The 17,696-nt window shown below is 53.4% G+C and carries 18 protein-coding genes, 1 tRNA gene and 2 pseudogenes; 18 read left to right on the plus strand and 3 right to left on the minus strand.

Annotated elements, in window-relative coordinates:
* Positions 1–84: 84 nt before the first annotated feature.
* Complete coding sequence (gene yojO / locus KXD89_RS07515) at positions 85–249, minus strand: protein YojO (RefSeq protein WP_001310984.1); 165 nt, start codon at positions 247–249, stop codon at positions 85–87.
* Between the two features lie 108 nt (positions 250–357).
* On the opposite strand from yojO, the gene napF reads away from it, so the two are divergent.
* Genes napF through ccmH form a run of 15 tightly spaced genes read left to right on the plus strand, consistent with a single transcriptional unit; the run spans position 358 to position 12,497 of the window.
* Complete coding sequence (gene napF / locus KXD89_RS07520) at positions 358–852, plus strand: ferredoxin-type protein NapF (RefSeq protein WP_000686723.1); 495 nt, start codon at positions 358–360, stop codon at positions 850–852.
* On the plus strand, positions 842–1,105 hold the full coding sequence (gene napD, locus KXD89_RS07525; protein WP_000557378.1) for a chaperone NapD: 264 nt from the start codon (positions 842–844) through the stop codon (positions 1,103–1,105). Before napF ends, napD begins: the two co-directional genes overlap by 11 nt.
* Complete coding sequence (napA, locus tag KXD89_RS07530) at positions 1,102–3,588, plus strand: periplasmic nitrate reductase subunit alpha (protein ID WP_000778061.1); 2,487 nt, start codon at positions 1,102–1,104, stop codon at positions 3,586–3,588. Before napD ends, napA begins: the two co-directional genes overlap by 4 nt.
* 6 nt (positions 3,589–3,594) lie before the next feature.
* On the plus strand, positions 3,595–4,290 hold the full coding sequence (gene napG / locus KXD89_RS07535) for a ferredoxin-type protein NapG (protein WP_000091291.1): 696 nt from the start codon (positions 3,595–3,597) through the stop codon (positions 4,288–4,290).
* Positions 4,277–5,140 (plus strand): quinol dehydrogenase ferredoxin subunit NapH, encoded by an 864-nt coding sequence (gene napH, locus KXD89_RS07540; protein WP_000013515.1) that lies wholly within the window; start codon positions 4,277–4,279, stop codon positions 5,138–5,140. Before napG ends, napH begins: the two co-directional genes overlap by 14 nt.
* Entirely contained in the window at positions 5,137–5,586 is a 450-nt protein-coding gene (napB, locus tag KXD89_RS07545; protein ID WP_000835174.1) for a nitrate reductase cytochrome c-type subunit, read from the plus strand. The genes napH and napB overlap by 4 nt, the downstream gene beginning before the upstream one ends.
* 9 nt (positions 5,587–5,595) lie before the next feature.
* Positions 5,596–6,198 (plus strand): cytochrome c-type protein NapC, encoded by a 603-nt coding sequence (gene napC / locus KXD89_RS07550; protein ID WP_000528376.1) that lies wholly within the window; start codon positions 5,596–5,598, stop codon positions 6,196–6,198.
* A gap of 12 nt (positions 6,199–6,210) precedes the next feature.
* Positions 6,211–6,834 (plus strand): cytochrome c biogenesis heme-transporting ATPase CcmA, encoded by a 624-nt coding sequence (ccmA, locus tag KXD89_RS07555; RefSeq protein ID WP_000525587.1) that lies wholly within the window; start codon positions 6,211–6,213, stop codon positions 6,832–6,834.
* Positions 6,831–7,493 carry a heme exporter protein CcmB gene (ccmB, locus tag KXD89_RS07560; protein WP_000971730.1) on the plus strand — a complete coding sequence of 221 codons (663 nt, stop codon included), beginning with the start codon at positions 6,831–6,833 and terminating at the stop codon, positions 7,491–7,493. Before ccmA ends, ccmB begins: the two co-directional genes overlap by 4 nt.
* 41 nt (positions 7,494–7,534) lie before the next feature.
* On the plus strand, positions 7,535–8,272 hold the full coding sequence (gene ccmC / locus KXD89_RS07565; RefSeq protein WP_001295447.1) for a heme exporter protein CcmC: 738 nt from the start codon (positions 7,535–7,537) through the stop codon (positions 8,270–8,272).
* Positions 8,269–8,478: a heme exporter protein CcmD gene (gene ccmD / locus KXD89_RS07570; protein WP_000186540.1), complete on the plus strand. Its 210-nt coding sequence runs from the start codon at positions 8,269–8,271 to the stop codon at positions 8,476–8,478. Before ccmC ends, ccmD begins: the two co-directional genes overlap by 4 nt.
* The gene (gene ccmE, locus KXD89_RS07575) at positions 8,475–8,954 is read left to right on the plus strand and encodes a cytochrome c maturation protein CcmE (RefSeq protein WP_001026418.1); all 480 of its coding nucleotides are present in this window, start codon (positions 8,475–8,477) and stop codon (positions 8,952–8,954) included. The genes ccmD and ccmE overlap by 4 nt, the downstream gene beginning before the upstream one ends.
* Positions 8,951–10,894 (plus strand): cytochrome c-type biogenesis heme lyase CcmF, encoded by a 1,944-nt coding sequence (gene ccmF, locus KXD89_RS07580; RefSeq protein ID WP_000982447.1) that lies wholly within the window; start codon positions 8,951–8,953, stop codon positions 10,892–10,894. Before ccmE ends, ccmF begins: the two co-directional genes overlap by 4 nt.
* Positions 10,891–11,448: a thiol:disulfide interchange protein DsbE gene (gene dsbE, locus KXD89_RS07585; RefSeq protein WP_000824439.1), complete on the plus strand. Its 558-nt coding sequence runs from the start codon at positions 10,891–10,893 to the stop codon at positions 11,446–11,448. Before ccmF ends, dsbE begins: the two co-directional genes overlap by 4 nt.
* Positions 11,445–12,497: a cytochrome c-type biogenesis thiol:disulfide oxidoreductase CcmH gene (ccmH, locus tag KXD89_RS07590; RefSeq protein ID WP_001211575.1), complete on the plus strand. Its 1,053-nt coding sequence runs from the start codon at positions 11,445–11,447 to the stop codon at positions 12,495–12,497. The genes dsbE and ccmH overlap by 4 nt, the downstream gene beginning before the upstream one ends.
* 210 nt (positions 12,498–12,707) lie before the next feature.
* On the opposite strand, the gene narP is transcribed toward ccmH, so the two are convergent.
* Positions 12,708–13,355, minus strand: coding sequence for a nitrate/nitrite response regulator protein NarP (narP, locus tag KXD89_RS07595; protein WP_001113639.1), 648 nt, complete (start codon positions 13,353–13,355; stop codon positions 12,708–12,710).
* A gap of 319 nt (positions 13,356–13,674) precedes the next feature.
* Between narP and KXD89_RS22550 the strand changes: the two are divergent.
* The 3 genes and pseudogenes from KXD89_RS22550 to yejO form a co-directional block, all read left to right on the plus strand.
* Positions 13,675–13,743, plus strand: a pseudogene (locus KXD89_RS22550) (hypothetical protein); the annotation flags it as partial.
* A 66-nt stretch (positions 13,744–13,809) separates the two neighbouring features.
* Positions 13,810–14,790, plus strand: coding sequence for an IS5-like element IS5 family transposase (locus tag KXD89_RS07600; protein WP_000019403.1), 981 nt, complete (start codon positions 13,810–13,812; stop codon positions 14,788–14,790).
* A gap of 131 nt (positions 14,791–14,921) precedes the next feature.
* Positions 14,922–17,465, plus strand: a pseudogene (gene yejO / locus KXD89_RS07605) (autotransporter YejO); the annotation flags it as partial.
* Positions 17,466–17,567: 102 nt separating this feature from the next.
* On the opposite strand, the gene KXD89_RS07610 reads toward yejO, so the two are convergent.
* A tRNA-Pro gene (locus KXD89_RS07610) sits at positions 17,568–17,644 on the minus strand.
* Between the last annotated feature and the right edge of the window lie 52 nt (positions 17,645–17,696).

Below are 17,696 nucleotides of genomic sequence, written 5' to 3' on the forward strand. Positions count from 1 at the left end.
AGGTTAACATATTCATCAGATTTATTAATTTGCTTTATGAATAACTTAAAGAACATTCAGACAATTTTACCTGCTCTTTTAGTGTTAAATTCTAATGAGAGAGCAAACCAGCAGAAATATCTCTGGTGAATCAATCGCTATATAAATATATTTATAACCATTTGAAATGTGAGCAAAAGCCCGTTTTTGCCACGCTTCCCGCCACTCTTTTGATCCTGCTACAGGTTTTACCCCGATCGGGGTATGCATCTTTGACACATCCTTTAATATCTTAGCGGCTATAAAAATGGCTTATTAATTATGCGGTTTATTTGGTCGCTCTCAATTTTCAGAGCGCGTTAATGATGGAAGGTCAATGTGAAGATTGATGCATCCCGTCGGGGCATACTCACTGGTCGCTGGCGCAAAGCCAGTAACGGTATCCGTCCGCCCTGGTCCGGTGATGAATCTCATTTTCTGACCCATTGCACCCGCTGCGACGCCTGTATTAATGCTTGTGAAAACAACATTCTGCAACGCGGCGCGGGCGGCTATCCGAGCGTTAATTTCAAAAATAACGAGTGCAGCTTCTGTTACGCCTGCGCGCAGGCTTGCCCCGAATCGCTATTTTCTCCGCGCCACACCAGGGCCTGGGATTTGCAGTTCACCATCGGGGACGCGTGCCTGGCGTATCAGTCAGTTGAATGCCGCCGCTGTCAGGATAGCTGTGAGCCAATGGCAATTATCTTTCGCCCGACGCTCTCCGGGATCTACCAGCCGCAACTTAATAGCCAACTTTGCAACGGATGTGGAGCATGTGCAGCCAGCTGTCCGGTATCAGCCATAACTGCGGAGTATCTCCATGCACACTAACTGGCAAGTTTGCAGCCTGGTCGTGCAGGCCAAAAGCGAACGAATTTCAGACATCAGCACCCAACTGAACGCCTTTCCCGGCTGTGAAGTTGCTGTCAGCGACGCGCCGAGCGGTCAGTTGATTGTGGTGGTGGAAGCAGAAGACAGCGAAACGCTGATCCAAACCATTGAGTCAGTACGCAACGTAGAGGGCGTGCTGGCGGTGTCGCTGGTTTATCACCAGCAGGAAGAGCAAGGTGAGGAAACACCATGAAACTCAGTCGTCGTAGCTTTATGAAAGCTAACGCCGTTGCGGCCGCTGCGGCGGCTGCCGGTCTCAGCGTGCCGGGCGTTGCCCGCGCCGTTGTTGGTCAGCAGGAAGCCATCAAATGGGATAAAGCGCCGTGCCGTTTCTGCGGTACTGGTTGCGGCGTTCTGGTCGGAACGCAGCAGGGACGTGTGGTGGCCTGTCAGGGCGACCCGGACGCACCGGTTAACCGTGGCCTGAACTGCATTAAGGGCTATTTCCTGCCCAAAATCATGTACGGTAAAGACCGTTTGACGCAGCCGCTGCTGCGTATGAAAAACGGTAAATATGACAAAGAAGGCGAATTTACCCCAATCACCTGGGATCAGGCCTTCGATGTGATGGAAGAGAAATTCAAAACCGCCCTGAAAGAAAAAGGGCCGGAATCGATCGGTATGTTCGGTTCTGGTCAGTGGACTATCTGGGAAGGTTATGCCGCGTCCAAGCTGTTTAAAGCGGGCTTCCGTTCGAACAACATCGACCCGAACGCGCGTCACTGTATGGCGTCGGCAGTAGTTGGCTTTATGCGTACCTTTGGTATGGATGAGCCGATGGGCTGCTATGACGACATCGAGCAGGCTGACGCGTTTGTGCTGTGGGGCGCAAACATGGCGGAAATGCACCCGATCCTCTGGTCGCGCATCACTAACCGTCGTCTCTCTAACCAGAACGTCACCGTGGCGGTGCTTTCTACCTACCAGCATCGTAGCTTCGAGCTGGCGGATAACGGCATCATCTTTACGCCGCAATCTGACCTGGTGATCCTGAACTACATCGCCAACTATATCATTCAAAACAATGCGATAAATCAGGACTTCTTCAGCAAGCACGTTAACCTGCGCAAAGGGGCGACGGACATCGGCTACGGTTTACGTCCGACCCATCCGCTGGAAAAAGCAGCGAAGAATCCGGGTTCTGACGCCTCCGAACCGATGAGCTTTGAAGATTACAAAGCCTTCGTTGCCGAGTATACGCTGGAAAAAACTGCCGAAATGACCGGCGTGCCGAAAGACCAGTTAGAACAACTGGCGCAGCTGTATGCCGATCCGAACAAGAAAGTCATCTCCTACTGGACGATGGGCTTCAACCAGCATACTCGTGGCGTGTGGGCTAACAACCTGGTCTACAACCTGCACCTGCTGACCGGCAAAATTTCCCAGCCGGGTTGCGGTCCGTTCTCCCTGACCGGGCAACCTTCTGCGTGTGGTACTGCGCGTGAAGTGGGCACCTTTGCTCACCGTCTGCCTGCGGACATGGTGGTGACCAACGAGAAACACCGTGATATCTGCGAGAAGAAGTGGAATATCCCGAGCGGCACCATTCCGGCGAAAATCGGTCTGCACGCGGTGGCACAAGACCGTGCGCTGAAAGACGGCAAACTGAATGTTTACTGGACCATGTGTACCAACAACATGCAGGCCGGGCCGAACATCAATGAAGAGCGTATGCCGGGCTGGCGCGATCCGCGCAACTTCATCATCGTCTCCGATCCGTATCCGACAGTCAGTGCGCTGGCCGCCGACTTGATCCTGCCGACCGCAATGTGGGTAGAGAAAGAGGGCGCTTACGGTAACGCCGAACGCCGTACTCAGTTCTGGCGTCAACAGGTACAGGCACCGGGCGAAGCGAAATCGGATCTCTGGCAGTTAGTCCAGTTCTCCCGCCGCTTCAAAACTGAAGAAGTATGGCCGGAAGATCTGCTGGCGAAGAAACCGGAACTGCGTGGCAAAACGCTGTACGAAGTGCTGTATGCCACACCGGAAGTGAGCAAATTCCCGGTATCCGAACTGGCGGAAGATCAGCTGAACGATGAATCCCGCGAGCTGGGCTTCTATCTGCAAAAAGGGCTGTTCGAAGAGTACGCATGGTTTGGTCGCGGTCACGGTCACGATCTGGCACCGTTCGATGACTACCACAAAGCGCGCGGTCTGCGCTGGCCGGTGGTGAACGGTAAAGAAACGCAGTGGCGTTACAGCGAAGGTAACGACCCGTACGTGAAAGCGGGCGAAGGCTATAAGTTCTACGGTAAACCGGATGGCAAAGCGGTGATCTTCGCACTGCCATTCGAACCGGCGGCGGAAGCACCGGATGAAGAGTACGACCTGTGGCTCTCTACCGGACGCGTTCTGGAGCACTGGCACACCGGCAGTATGACTCGCCGTGTACCAGAACTGCACCGCGCCTTCCCGGAAGCGGTCCTGTTTATTCACCCGCTGGATGCGAAAGCGCGCGATCTGCGCCGTGGCGACAAAGTGAAAGTGGTTTCTCGCCGTGGCGAAGTGATCTCGATTGTTGAAACGCGCGGTCGTAACCGTCCGCCACAGGGCCTGGTGTACATGCCGTTCTTCGACGCCGCACAGTTGGTTAACAAACTGACGCTGGATGCGACCGATCCGCTCTCGAAAGAGACGGACTTCAAGAAGTGCGCGGTCAAACTGGAGAAGGTGTAAGCCATTATGTCCCGGTCAGCGAAACCTCAAAATGGTCGCCGCCGCTTTCTGCGCGATGTCGTTCGCACAGCAGGCGGGCTGGCTGCCGTGGGTGTGGCGCTGGGGTTACAACAGCAAACCGCACGCGCATCTGGCGTGCGGTTGCGCCCGCCCGGAGCCATAAACGAGAACGCCTTTGCCAGTGCCTGTGTGCGTTGCGGTCAGTGTGTTCAGGCTTGCCCTTACGACACCTTAAAACTGGCGACGCTGGCCTCTGGTCTGTCGGCGGGCACGCCATATTTTGTCGCACGGGATATTCCTTGCGAAATGTGTGAGGACATTCCGTGCGCCAAAGTGTGCCCAAGCGGTGCGCTGGATCGTGAGATTGAATCGATCGACGACGCGCGGATGGGGCTGGCGGTACTGGTGGACCAGGAAAACTGTCTCAACTTTCAGGGGCTGCGCTGCGATGTTTGTTATCGCGAATGCCCGAAAATTGATGAGGCCATCACCCTGGAGCTGGAGCGCAACACGCGTACCGGTAAGCACGCCCGCTTTCTGCCGACGGTTCACAGCGACGCCTGTACCGGTTGCGGTAAGTGCGAAAAAGTATGCGTGCTGGAACAACCGGCAATCAAGGTGTTACCGCTGTCACTGGCGAAAGGGGAGTTAGGTCACCATTACCGCTTCGGCTGGCTGGAGGGGAACAATGGCAAATCGTAAACGTGACGCCGGGCGCGAGGCGCTGGAGAAAAAAGGCTGGTGGCGCAGTCACCGTTGGCTGGTGTTACGTCGCCTTTGTCAGTTCTTCGTGCTGGGGATGTTTTTGAGCGGTCCATGGTTTGGTGTGTGGATCTTGCACGGCAACTACAGCAGTAGCCTGTTATTCGACACCGTTCCGCTGACCGATCCGCTGATGACGCTGCAAAGTCTTGCCAGTGGTCATCTGCCTGCCACGGTGGCGTTGACCGGTGCGGTGATTATCACCGTGCTCTACGCCCTGGCGGGAAAGCGATTATTTTGCAGCTGGGTCTGCCCGCTGAACCCGATTACCGACTTAGCGAACTGGTTACGCAGGCGCTTTGACCTCAATCAGTCTGCGACGATCCCTCGCCACATTCGCTACGTGCTGTTGGTGGTCATTCTGGTGGGATCAGCCTTAACTGGCACGCTCATTTGGGAATGGATCAACCCCGTTTCTCTGATGGGGCGTAGCCTGGTAATGGGCTTCGGCAGCGGCGCGCTGCTTATTCTCGCGCTGTTTTTATTTGATCTACTGGTCGTTGAACACGGCTGGTGCGGGCACATTTGTCCGGTTGGCGCGCTGTATGGCGTGCTGGGTAGCAAAGGTGTGATTACCGTTGCGGCCACCGATCGGCAGAAATGTAACCGCTGTATGGATTGTTTTCATGTTTGCCCGGAACCGCATGTGCTACGTGCCCCGGTGCTGGATGAACAAAGCCCGGTGCAGGTCACCAGCCGCGATTGCATGACGTGCGGTCGCTGCGTGGATGTCTGTTCTGAGGATGTATTTACAATAACTACACGATGGAGTTCGGGAGCGAAATCATGAAAAGCCATGACCTGAAGAAAGCGCTGTGTCAATGGACGGCGATGCTGGCCCTGGTGGTAAGCGGCGCGGTTTGGGCGGCTAATGGCGTCGATTTTAGCCAGTCGCCGGAAGTATCCGGGACACAGGAAGGGGCCATTCGGATGCCAAAAGAGCAGGATCGGATGCCGCTGAACTATGTGAATCAGCCGCCAATGATCCCGCATAGCGTTGAAGGTTATCAGGTAACGACCAATACCAATCGCTGCTTGCAGTGCCACGGTGTCGAAAGCTATCGCACCACTGGCGCGCCGCGTATCAGTCCTACTCACTTTATGGACAGCGACGGCAAAGTGGGCGCGGAAGTGGCTCCGCGTCGTTATTTCTGTCTGCAATGTCACGTACCGCAGGCCGATACCGCGCCAATCGTGGGGAATACCTTTACCCCATCAAAAGGTTACGGGAAATAAGAGGTTATTATGGGAAATTCTGACCGTAAGCCTGGTCTGATTAAGCGCCTGTGGAAATGGTGGCGTACCCCCAGCCGTCTGGCGCTGGGGACGCTGCTGTTGATCGGTTTTGTTGGCGGCATCGTCTTCTGGGGTGGCTTTAACACCGGGATGGAAAAAGCCAATACCGAAGAGTTCTGCATTAGCTGCCACGAAATGCGCAACACGGTGTATCAGGAATACATGGATTCCGTGCACTACAACAACCGTAGCGGCGTCCGTGCGACCTGTCCGGATTGTCACGTTCCGCACGAGTTTGTGCCGAAGATGATACGCAAGCTCAAAGCAAGTAAAGAGCTGTATGGTAAAATTTTTGGCGTTATTGACACGCCGCAGAAATTTGAAGCTCATCGTCTGACGATGGCACAGAATGAGTGGCGGCGCATGAAGGACAATAACTCGCAGGAGTGCCGTAACTGTCACAACTTCGAGTATATGGATACAACCGCCCAGAAATCGGTTGCCGCGAAGATGCATGACCAGGCGGTGAAAGATGGGCAAACCTGTATTGATTGCCATAAAGGGATAGCGCACAAGCTGCCCGATATGCGTGAAGTCGAGCCAGGTTTTTAACAGGGTTATTGCGTGGGTATGCTTGAAGCCAGAGAGTTACTTTGTGAGCGGGATGAACGAACCTTATTTAGTGGCTTGTCATTTACGCTGAACGCAGGAGAGTGGGTACAAATCACCGGTAGCAACGGCGCGGGGAAGACAACGCTTCTCCGTTTGCTGACGGGGTTGTCTCGCCCTGACGCAGGCGAGGTTCTCTGGCAAGGGCAGCCCTTGCATCAGGTACGCGACAGCTACCATCAAAACCTGTTATGGATAGGCCATCAGCCGGGGATCAAAACCCGGCTGACGGCGTTAGAAAATCTGCACTTTTATCATCGCGATGGCGATACCGCACAATGTCTGGAAGCCCTGGCGCAGGCCGGGCTTGCCGGATTCGAAGATATTCCTGTAAATCAGCTCTCGGCCGGGCAACAACGCCGCGTCGCTTTAGCGCGTCTGTGGCTGACCCGTGCCACGTTATGGATCCTCGACGAGCCTTTTACCGCGATTGACGTTAACGGTGTCGATCGTCTGACCCAGCGTATGGCGCAGCATACGGAGCAGGGGGGGATTGTGATTCTGACTACCCACCAGCCGCTCAACGTTGCTGAAAGTAAAATTCGCCGCATTTCACTGACGCAAACGAGGGCCGCATGATGTTCTGGCGCATTTTCCGTCTTGAGCTGCGTGTAGCGTTTCGCCATAGCGCCGAAATCGCCAACCCGCTGTGGTTCTTCCTGATTGTAATTACCCTTTTTCCGCTCAGTATCGGTCCGGAGCCGCAACTGCTGGCGCGTATTGCACCGGGCATTATCTGGGTTGCTGCGCTGCTTTCATCCTTGCTGGCGCTGGAACGACTGTTCCGTGACGATTTGCAGGACGGCAGTCTTGAACAATTGATGTTGTTGCCGTTACCCTTGCCCGCCGTTGTGCTGGCGAAGGTGATGGCGCACTGGATGGTAACCGGTCTGCCGTTACTCATCCTTTCGCCACTGGTAGCAATGCTACTGGGAATGGATGTTTATGGCTGGCAAGTGATGGCGCTGACGCTGCTGCTGGGAACGCCTACGCTTGGCTTTCTCGGTGCACCGGGCGTGGCGCTGACAGTGGGACTTAAGCGCGGTGGTGTGCTGCTCAGCATACTGGTGTTACCGCTGACTATCCCATTACTCATCTTTGCCACCGCCGCGATGGACGCGGCTTCTATGCATTTGCCCGTTGACGGGTATCTGGCAATTTTAGGCGCGTTGCTGGCAGGCACCGCGACATTAAGTCCTTTTGCGACGGCGGCAGCGTTACGAATCAGCATTCAATAACGCTGGATTACTGATTTTTGTTCGAGTCTGGTATCGAAACTATGTGGAAAACACTGCATCAACTGGCGATCCCACCACGGCTGTATCAAATCTGTGGCTGGTTTATACCGTGGCTGGCAATTGCCAGTGTGGTCGTGCTTACCGTCGGCTGGATCTGGGGATTCGGCTTTGCTCCGGCTGATTATCAGCAGGGAAATAGCTACCGCATTATCTACCTGCATGTGCCTGCGGCGATCTGGTCGATGGGCATTTATGCATCAATGGCAGTGGCAGCGTTTATTGGCCTTGTCTGGCAGATGAAAATGGCCAACCTGGCGGTGGCGGCGATGGCCCCCATTGGTGCCGTGTTTACCTTTATTGCCCTGGTTACCGGCTCTGCATGGGGAAAACCGATGTGGGGCACCTGGTGGGTATGGGATGCACGTCTGACTTCTGAACTGGTGCTGCTGTTTTTGTATGTGGGTGTGATTGCCCTGTGGCACGCCTTCGACGACCGCCGTCTGGCGGGCCGTGCGGCAGGTATCCTGGTGCTGATTGGCGTGGTGAATCTGCCGATTATTCATTACTCCGTGGAGTGGTGGAACACCCTGCATCAGGGATCAACGCGGATGCAGCAAAGTATCGATCCGGCGATGCGTTCGCCGCTGCGCTGGTCGATTTTTGGCTTCCTGCTCCTGTCTGCCACGCTGACGCTGATGCGGATGCGTAATTTGATTTTGCTGATGGAAAAACGCCGTCCGTGGGTGAGTGAACTGATACTGAAAAGAGGCCGTAAATGACCCCTGCATTTGCTTCCTGGAATGAATTTTTCGCAATGGGCGGTTACGCCTTTTTTGTCTGGCTGGCGGTGGTGATGACCGTTATTCCGCTGGTGGTTTTGGTCGTGCACTCGGTGATGCAACATCGCGCAATTCTGCGTGGCGTGGCGCAACAGCGGGCGCGTGAGGCGCGTTTACGTGCTGCGCAACAGCAGGAGGCTGCATGAATATTCGCCGTAAAAACCGCTTGTGGATTGCCTGTGCCGTGTTGGCAGGGCTGGCGCTGACTATCGGTCTGGTGCTATATGCGCTGCGCTCGAATATCGATCTCTTTTATACGCCGGGGGAAATTCTCTACGGCAAGCGTGAAACTCAGCAAATGCCGGAAGTCGGTCAGCGTCTGCGCGTTGGCGGGATGGTGATGCCGGGTAGTGTGCAGCGCGATCCCAATTCGCTGAAAGTGACCTTCACCATTTACGATGCTGAAGGCTCAGTGGATGTCTCTTACGAAGGCATTTTGCCGGATCTGTTCCGTGAAGGGCAGGGCGTTGTGGTGCAGGGCGAACTGGAAAAAGGCAATCATATCCTCGCGAAAGAAGTGCTGGCGAAACACGATGAAAACTATACGCCGCCAGAAGTTGAGAAAGCGATGGAAGCTAACCACCGTCGCCCGGCGAGTGTTTATAAGGACCCAGCATCATGATGCCAGAAATTGGTAACGGACTGCTGTGCCTGGCGCTGGGAATTGCGCTGCTGCTGTCCGTGTATCCGCTATGGGGCGTGGCGCGCGGAGATGCGCGCATGATGGCGTCTTCCCGCTTGTTTGCCTGGCTGCTGTTTATGTCTGTGGCTGGCGCATTTCTGGTGCTGGTCAATGCTTTCGTGGTCAACGACTTCACCGTCACCTATGTTGCCAGCAACTCCAATACCCAGCTTCCGGTGTGGTATCGCGTGGCGGCTACCTGGGGCGCGCATGAAGGCTCGCTACTGCTGTGGGTGCTGCTGATGAGCGGCTGGACCTTTGCGGTGGCGATTTTTAGTCAGCGTATTCCGCTGGATATTGTGGCCCGTGTACTGGCGATAATGGGGATGGTCAGTGTCGGCTTTTTGCTGTTCATTCTCTTTACCTCTAACCCGTTCTCTCGCACGTTGCCGAACTTCCCGATTGAAGGTCGCGATCTTAACCCGCTATTGCAGGATCCGGGGCTGATCTTCCATCCGCCTCTGCTTTATATGGGGTACGTGGGTTTCTCGGTGGCGTTTGCTTTTGCCATTGCTTCTTTGCTGAGCGGGCGTCTGGACAGCACTTATGCGCGTTTTACTCGTCCGTGGACGCTGGCAGCGTGGATCTTCCTGACGCTCGGCATCGTGCTCGGTTCCGCATGGGCCTATTACGAACTCGGCTGGGGTGGCTGGTGGTTCTGGGATCCGGTAGAAAACGCCTCGTTTATGCCGTGGCTGGTGGGGACTGCGCTGATGCACTCACTGGCGGTCACTGAACAACGCGCCAGCTTCAAAGCGTGGACATTACTGCTGGCAATCAGTGCCTTCTCGTTGTGTCTGTTGGGGACTTTCCTCGTGCGTTCCGGCGTGCTGGTATCGGTACACGCGTTTGCGTCTGATCCGGCGCGCGGTATGTTTATCCTCGCCTTTATGGTGCTGGTGATTGGCGGTTCGCTGCTGCTGTTTGCCGCGCGTGGACACAAAGTTCGCTCACGCGTAAACAATGCGCTGTGGTCGCGGGAATCTTTGCTGTTAGCGAACAATGTTTTGCTGGTCGCTGCGATGCTGGTGGTGTTGCTGGGGACGCTGCTGCCGTTGGTGCATAAGCAACTGGGACTGGGCAGTATTTCGATTGGCGAACCGTTCTTCAACACCATGTTTACCTGGCTGATGGTGCCGTTTGCGCTACTGCTTGGTGTCGGTCCTCTGGTGCGCTGGGGGCGGGATCGCCCGCGTAAGATCCGCAATTTATTGATTATCGCCTTCATCTCTACGCTGGTGCTGTCGCTGCTGTTGCCGTGGCTGTTCGAAAGCAAAGTTGTGGCGATGACGGTGCTCGGCCTGGCAATGGCCTGCTGGATTGCGGTGCTGGCAATTGCGGAAGCTGCGCTACGTATTTCACGCGGCACGAAAACCACCTTCAGTTATTGGGGGATGGTGGCGGCTCACCTTGGGCTGGCAGTGACAATTGTTGGCATTGCCTTTAGCCAGAACTATAGCGTTGAGCGTGATGTGCGCATGAAGTCCGGCGATAGCGTCGATATTCATGAATATCGCTTCACCTTCCGTGATGTCAAAGAGGTGACTGGCCCGAACTGGCGTGGCGGTGTGGCGACTATCGGCGTAACGCGCGATGGCAAGCCGGAAACGGTGCTGTATGCGGAAAAACGTTATTACAACACTGCCGGGTCGATGATGACCGAAGCGGCAATTGACGGCGGCATCACGCGTGACCTGTACGCGGCCCTCGGTGAAGAGCTGGAAAACGGCGCGTGGGCCGTGCGTCTTTACTACAAACCATTTGTTCGCTGGATTTGGGCGGGCGGGCTGATGATGGCGTTGGGCGGACTGCTGTGTCTGTTTGATCCTCGCTATCGTAAGCGCGTGAGTCCGCAAAAAACTGCGCCGGAGGCCGTATGAAGCGCAAAGTATTGTTAATTCCGTTGATTATCTTCCTGGCGATTGCCGCGGCGCTGCTGTGGCAGCTGGCGCGTAATGCCGAAGGGGATGATCCGACCAATCTGGAATCGGCGCTCATTGGCAAGCCTGTGCCGAAGTTTCGTCTCGAATCACTGGACAATCCGGGGCAGTTTTATCAGGCGGATGTGCTGACTCAGGGCAAACCAGTACTGCTTAACGTCTGGGCGACCTGGTGTCCGACCTGCCGTGCGGAACATCAATATCTGAATCAGCTTTCTGCGCAGGGCATCCGCGTGGTCGGCATGAACTATAAAGACGATCGCCAGAAGGCAATCAGCTGGCTGAAAGAGCTGGGCAATCCTTACGCGCTAAGCCTGTTTGATGGCGATGGCATGTTAGGGCTGGATCTCGGTGTCTATGGCGCGCCAGAAACGTTTCTTATTGACGGCAACGGCATCATTCGCTATCGCCATGCGGGCGATCTGAATCCTCGCGTCTGGGAAGAAGAGATCAAGCCGCTGTGGGAGAAATACAGTAAGGAGGCCGCACAATGAGGTTTTTATTGGGCGTGCTGATGCTGATGATCTCCGGCTCAGCGCTGGCGACCATCGATGTGTTGCAGTTTAAAGATGAAGCACAGGAACAACAGTTCCGTCAGCTCACTGAAGAACTGCGCTGCCCGAAATGCCAGAACAACAGCATTGCCGATTCCAACTCGATGATTGCCACCGACCTGCGTCAGAAAGTGTATGAACTGATGCAGGAAGGTAAAAGTAAAAAAGAGATTGTCGATTATATGGTGGCGCGTTACGGCAACTTCGTCACTTACGATCCGCCGTTAACGCCGCTGACCGTGCTGCTGTGGGTGCTGCCAGTAGTGGCTATTGGCATTGGCGGTTGGGTCATATACGCCCGCTCGCGGCGTCGGGTACGCGTGGTGCCGGAAGCGTTTCCTGAACAAAGCGTGCCGGAAGGTAAGCGTGCCGGATATGTTGTTTATCTGCCGGGTATTGTGGTGGCGTTAATTGTGGCTGGCGTCAGCTACTACCAGACTGGCAATTATCAGCAGGTGAAAATCTGGCAGCAGGCCACGGCACAGGCTCCGGCGTTGCTGGACAGGGCGCTGGATCCGAAAGCCGATCCGCTCAACGAAGAAGAGATGTCGCGTCTTGCGCTGGGGATGCGTACTCAACTGCAAAAAAATCCGGGAGATATAGAAGGCTGGATTATGTTGGGCCGCGTTGGCATGGCGCTGGGTAACGCCAGTATCGCCACCGATGCATACGCCACTGCGTATCGCCTCGATCCGAAAAACAGTGATGCTGCACTGGGATACGCTGAAGCGTTGACTCGTTCATCTGATCCCAACGACAACCGCCTCGGCGGTGAACTGCTACGTCAGCTGGTGAGAACGGACCATAGCAATATCCGTGTGCTAAGCATGTATGCGTTTAATGCCTTTGAGCAGCAGCGATTTGGCGAAGCCGTTGCCGCGTGGGAGATGATGTTGAAACTCTTACCTGCCAACGATACTCGCCGTGCGGTGATTGAACGTAGTATCGCGCAGGCGATGCAACATTTGTCGCCGCAGGAGAGTAAATAAAAAGAGGCCCGATGGTGATGCCATCGGGCTAGACTGTTGACAAAGTGCGCTTAGTTTATGCCGGATGCGGCGTGAACGCCTTATCCGGCCTACAAAATTGTGTAAATTCAATAAATTGATCGATCCACGTAGGCCTGATAAGCGTAGCGCATCAGGCAGTTTTGCGTTTGTCATAAATCTCAGCCCGATGATAAATCCATCGGGCTATTTTTATTGTGCCCCGCGTTGTTGCAGGAACAGAATGGTGGCCGCCACGCGTGAGCGGACATTGAGTTTACGCAGCAGATTGCGAATATGTACTTTTACTGTCTGCTCGGAAATATTCAACACCGAGGCAATCTGTTTATTTGACAGCCCCTGTGCCAGCTCGTGCAGAACATCCAGCTCGCGCTCCGTCAGCACGCTGAAGGGATCTTCTTCCGCGCCAAACATTTCACGTTCACGTAAGTACTGATTGACGCGTTCGCTAAAGACTTTGCTGCCTTTCGCTCCGGCACGAATCGCTTCCAGCAATACTTCCGGGTCGCTGTCTTTCAACAGATAACCGTCTGCGCCTGCGTCTATCAGCGCAAAGACATCGCTGGAGGCATCGGATACGGTCAGGATAATAATTTGCGCGGTAACGCCATCCCTGCGCAAGGCATTGAGAGTATCCAGGCCACTCATACCTTTCATATTGAGATCCAGCAAGATCACGTCGATATCCAGTCTATTCGCCAGATCGATAGCGCTCGCGCCGTCGCCCGCTTCGGCGACCACTTCAGAGCCAGGATCAAGCTCCAGTAACTGACGAACACCGCGTCGCATAAGTGGATGATCATCCACAATCATCACCTGAAAAGGTGTTGCTTCAGGCATAGTAGTCTCCTGAGGTTTTATTAGAATCATTATGTTTGAGCGTAGCGTTGGTAACGCTACCAGGCGCGTGAATGTTACCCCATTTTATGTATGGACATGTAGTGAAAACTACAACCTTGTCGTTCGCTTTGGCATCATTTTCATTATAAAGACGGAATTTTGCATCAGCTTCTCATCAAGAAAAACAACTAAAAAATCAATCACAATACTTGTGCATTTCTTTAAACAGTTTTTAAAAACTGACTCCGGGTATGGAGCTATGGGTATTTTCTGTACCCAATGCTTTTAACAGCAATTAATTTCATAGGATGAAAGCTCAATGCATCAATCTGGTTCTGTTTCTCTTTGTCGTTCCGCAATATCTGTTCTGGTGGCTACAGCGTTATGGAAGGTGCGAACAAGTCCCTGATATGAGATCATGTTTGTCATCTGGAGCCATAGAACAGGGTTCATCATGAGTCATCAACTTACCTTCGCCGACAGTGAATTCAGCAGTAAGCGCCGTCAGACCAGAAAAGAGATTTTCTTGTCCCGCATGGAGCAGATTCTGCCATGGCAAAACATGGTGGAAGTCATCGAGCCGTTTTACCCCAAGGCTGGTAATGGCCGGCGACCTTATCCGCTGGAAACCATGCTACGCATTCACTGCATGCAGCATTGGTACAACCTGAGCGATGGCGCGATGGAAGATGCTCTGTACGAAATCGCCTCCATGCGTCTGTTTGCCCGGTTATCCCTGGATAGCGCCTTGCCGGACCGCACCACCATCATGAATTTCCGCCACCTGCTGGAGCAGCATCAACTGGCCCGCCAATTGTTCAAGACCATCAATCGCTGGCTGGCCGAAGCAGGCGTCATGATGACTCAAGGCACCTTGGTCGATGCCACCATCATTGAGGCACCCAGCTCGACCAAGAACAAAGAGCAGCAACGCGATCCGGAGATGCATCAGACCAAGAAAGGCAATCAGTGGCACTTTGGCATGAAGGCCCACATTGGTGTCGATGCCAAGAGTGGCCTGACCCACAGCCTGGTCACCACCGCGGCCAACGAGCATGACCTCAATCAGCTGGGTAATCTGCTGCATGGAGAGGAGCAATTTGTCTCAGCCGATGCCGGCTACCAAGGGGCGCCACAGCGCGAGGAGCTGGCCGAGGTGGATGTGGACTGGCTGATCGCCGAGCGCCCCGGCAAGGTAAGAACCTTGAAACAGCATCCACGCAAGAACAAAACGGCCATCAACATCGAATACATGAAAGCCAGCATCCGGGCCAGGGTGGAGCACCCATTTCGCATCATCAAGCGACAGTTCGGCTTCGTGAAAGCCAGATACAAGGGGTTGCTGAAAAACGATAACCAACTGGCGATGTTATTCACGCTGGCCAACCTGTTTCGGGCGGACCAAATGATACGTCAGTGGGAGAGATCTCACTAAAAACTGGGGATAACGCCTTAAATGGCGAAGAAACGGTCTAAATAGGCTGATTCAAGGCATTTACGGGAGAAAAAATCGGCTCAAACATGAAGAAATGAAATGACTGAGTCAGCCGAGAAGAATTTCCCCGCTTATTCGCACCTTCCTTATATTCACCCATAGCATTGGCATCAACTGTTGAGTATGGTGAGACAGTTGATGGTGTTGTCCTGGAAAAAGATATCCAGCTGGTTTATGGGACCGCCAATAATACGAAAATCAATCCTGGCGGAGAACAGCATATAAAAGAATTTGGTGTAAGTAATAATACTGAAATTAACGGAGGGTATCAGTACATTGAAATGAATGGCGCCGCAGAATACTCAGTATTAAATGACGGTTATCAAATTGTTCAAATGGGTGGCGCGGCAAACCAGACTACGCTCAATAATGGTGTGCTACAGGTTTATGGCGCAGCGAATGATACCACGATTAAAGGCGGGCGCTTAATCGTTGAAAAAGATGGGGGGGCCGTCTTTGTCGCTATCGAAAAGGGAGGACTACTGGAGGTTAAAGAGGGGGGATTTGCATTTGCGGTAGATCAGAAAGCAGGCGGTGCTATTAAAACAACCACGCGGGCCATGGAGGTATTCGGAACAAACCGTCTCGGTCAGTTCGATATCAAGAATGGTATTGCTAATAATATGTTGTTGGAAAACGGCGGAAGTTTGCGAGTTGAAGAAAATGACTTCGCTTATAATACCACTGTAGATAGTGGCGGCTTACTGGAGGTTATGGATGGCGGGACTGTAACTGGCGTTGATAAAAAAGCAGGCGGAAAATTAATTGTCTCAACGAATGCGCTGGAAGTGAGTGGTCCAAACAGTAAAGGCCAATTTAGTATAAAAGATGGTGTGTCAAAAAATTATGAACTGGATGATGGTTCCGGGCTCATTGTTATGGAGGACACGCAGGCCATTGATACTATCCTTGATAAGCATGCCACTATGCAATCGCTGGGAAAGGATACTGGTACGAAAGTGCAGGCAAATGCGGTATATGATCTCGGTCGATCATATCAGAATGGAAGTATCACGTATTCCTCAAAAGCCATCTCTGAAAATATGGTTATCAACAATGGCCGCGCTAACGTCTGGGCTGGCACAATGGTTAACGTTTCAGTCAGAGGGAATGATGGCATTCTTGAGGTCATGAAGCCGCAAATAAATTATGCACCCGCAATGTTGGTGGGTAAGGTAGTGGTTTCTGAGGGCGCTTCTTTTAGAACGCATGGTGCCGTGGATACCAGCAAAGCGGACGTTTCGCTCGAAAATAGCGTATGGACCATCATTGCCGATATCACTACGACGAACCAAAACACCCTCCTCAACTTAGCCAACCTTGCGATGTCTGACGCAAATGTGATTATGATGGATGAGCCAGTGACTCGTTCATCAGTGACGGCAAGTGCGGAAAATTTCATTACGTTGACCACCAATACCCTGTCGGGAAACGGCAATTTTTATATGCGTACCGATATGGCTAATCATCAGAGCGATCAGCTCAACGTCACCGGTCAGGCAACAGGTGATTTCAAAATATTCGTGACGGACACCGGTGCCAGCCCGGCAGCAGGAGATAGCCTTACACTGGTAACAACGGGCGGCGGTGATGCTGCATTTACGTTGGGCAATGCCGGAGGCGTTGTTGATATCGGTACGTATGAATATACCTTGCTGGATAATGGCAACCATAGCTGGAGTCTGGCAGAGAATCGCGCGCAAATTACCCCTTCAACCACTGATGTGCTGAATATGGCGGCCGCACAACCGCTGGTATTTGATGCAGAACTGGACACCGTGCGTGAGCGTCTTGGTAGCGTAAAAGGCGTTAGTTACGATACGGCGATGTGGAGTTCGGCAATTAACACCCGCAACAACGTGACCACTGATGCGGGAGCTGGTTTTGAGCAAACATTGACGGGCCTGACGCTCGGTATCGATAGCCGTTTCTCCCGTGAAGAAAGCAGTACAATTCGCGGCTTGATCTTTGGTTACTCTCATTCTGATATTGGTTTTGATCGCGGCGGCAAAGGTAATATCGATAGCTATACCCTGGGGGCTTATGCCGGTTGGGAGCATCAGAACGGTGCCTATGTTGATGGGGTGGTGAAAGTTGACCGTTTTGCCAACACCATCCATGGCAAGATGAGTAATGGGGCAACAGCGTTTGGCGATTACAATAGTAACGGCGCGGGTGCTCATGTTGAGAGCGGGTTCCGTTGGGTTGACGGATTGTGGAGTGTTAGACCCTATCTGGCCTTTACCGGCTTTACCACAGATGGTCAGGACTACACGTTATCAAACGGCATGCGCGCGGATGTGGGAAATACCCGGATATTACGCGCTGAAGCGGGAACGGCGGTAAGCTATCACATGGACCTGCAAAACGGTACGACGCTGGAACCCTGGCTGAAAGCGGCCGTGCGTCAGGAATACGCCGATTCTAACCAGGTGAAAGTTAATGACGATGGCAAATTTAATAATGATGTGGCTGGAACCAGTGGCGTTTATCAGGCTGGTATAAGGTCATCGTTTACCCCGACGTTAAGCGGTCATTTGTCAGTCAGCTATGGCAATGGCGCAGGGGTAGAATCGCCGTGGAATACTCAGGCGGGTGTGGTCTGGACGTTCTGATAACAGAAAATAAACAGGCTGTGATGTGTCACGGTCTGTTTATCGAATTAATTGCAGATATAAAAAAACCAACCGTAAGGGTTGGTTTTTTCTTGGGATTTTTGGTCGGCACGAGAGGATTTGAACCTCCGACCCCCGACACCCCATGACGGTGCGCTACCAGGCTGCGCTACGTGCCGACTCGTGGCTGCTAATACTACCGTTTTCCACACCGATTGCAAGTAAGATATT

This window comes from Escherichia sp. TC-EC600-tetX4 (genome assembly GCF_019356055.1).
Classification (GTDB): Bacteria; Pseudomonadota; Gammaproteobacteria; order Enterobacterales; family Enterobacteriaceae.

What these genes read in the sequence shown, in the direction of transcription:
- yojO (WP_001310984.1), bottom strand. Translation starts at nt 249, where the DNA reads ATGCATACCCCGATCGGGGTAAAACCTGTAGCAGGATCAAAAGAGTGG.
- napD (WP_000557378.1), top strand. Translation starts at nt 842, where the DNA reads ATGCACACTAACTGGCAAGTTTGCAGCCTGGTCGTGCAGGCCAAAAGC.
- napA (WP_000778061.1), top strand. Translation starts at nt 1,102, where the DNA reads ATGAAACTCAGTCGTCGTAGCTTTATGAAAGCTAACGCCGTTGCGGCC.
- napG (WP_000091291.1), top strand. Translation starts at nt 3,595, where the DNA reads ATGTCCCGGTCAGCGAAACCTCAAAATGGTCGCCGCCGCTTTCTGCGC.
- napH (WP_000013515.1), top strand. Translation starts at nt 4,277, where the DNA reads ATGGCAAATCGTAAACGTGACGCCGGGCGCGAGGCGCTGGAGAAAAAA.
- napB (WP_000835174.1), top strand. Translation starts at nt 5,137, where the DNA reads ATGAAAAGCCATGACCTGAAGAAAGCGCTGTGTCAATGGACGGCGATG.
- napC (WP_000528376.1), top strand. Translation starts at nt 5,596, where the DNA reads ATGGGAAATTCTGACCGTAAGCCTGGTCTGATTAAGCGCCTGTGGAAA.
- ccmB (WP_000971730.1), top strand. Translation starts at nt 6,831, where the DNA reads ATGATGTTCTGGCGCATTTTCCGTCTTGAGCTGCGTGTAGCGTTTCGC.
- ccmC (WP_001295447.1), top strand. Translation starts at nt 7,535, where the DNA reads ATGTGGAAAACACTGCATCAACTGGCGATCCCACCACGGCTGTATCAA.
- ccmD (WP_000186540.1), top strand. Translation starts at nt 8,269, where the DNA reads ATGACCCCTGCATTTGCTTCCTGGAATGAATTTTTCGCAATGGGCGGT.
- ccmE (WP_001026418.1), top strand. Translation starts at nt 8,475, where the DNA reads ATGAATATTCGCCGTAAAAACCGCTTGTGGATTGCCTGTGCCGTGTTG.
- ccmF (WP_000982447.1), top strand. Translation starts at nt 8,951, where the DNA reads ATGATGCCAGAAATTGGTAACGGACTGCTGTGCCTGGCGCTGGGAATT.
- dsbE (WP_000824439.1), top strand. Translation starts at nt 10,891, where the DNA reads ATGAAGCGCAAAGTATTGTTAATTCCGTTGATTATCTTCCTGGCGATT.
- ccmH (WP_001211575.1), top strand. Translation starts at nt 11,445, where the DNA reads ATGAGGTTTTTATTGGGCGTGCTGATGCTGATGATCTCCGGCTCAGCG.
- narP (WP_001113639.1), bottom strand. Translation starts at nt 13,355, where the DNA reads ATGCCTGAAGCAACACCTTTTCAGGTGATGATTGTGGATGATCATCCA.
- KXD89_RS07600 (WP_000019403.1), top strand. Translation starts at nt 13,810, where the DNA reads ATGAGTCATCAACTTACCTTCGCCGACAGTGAATTCAGCAGTAAGCGC.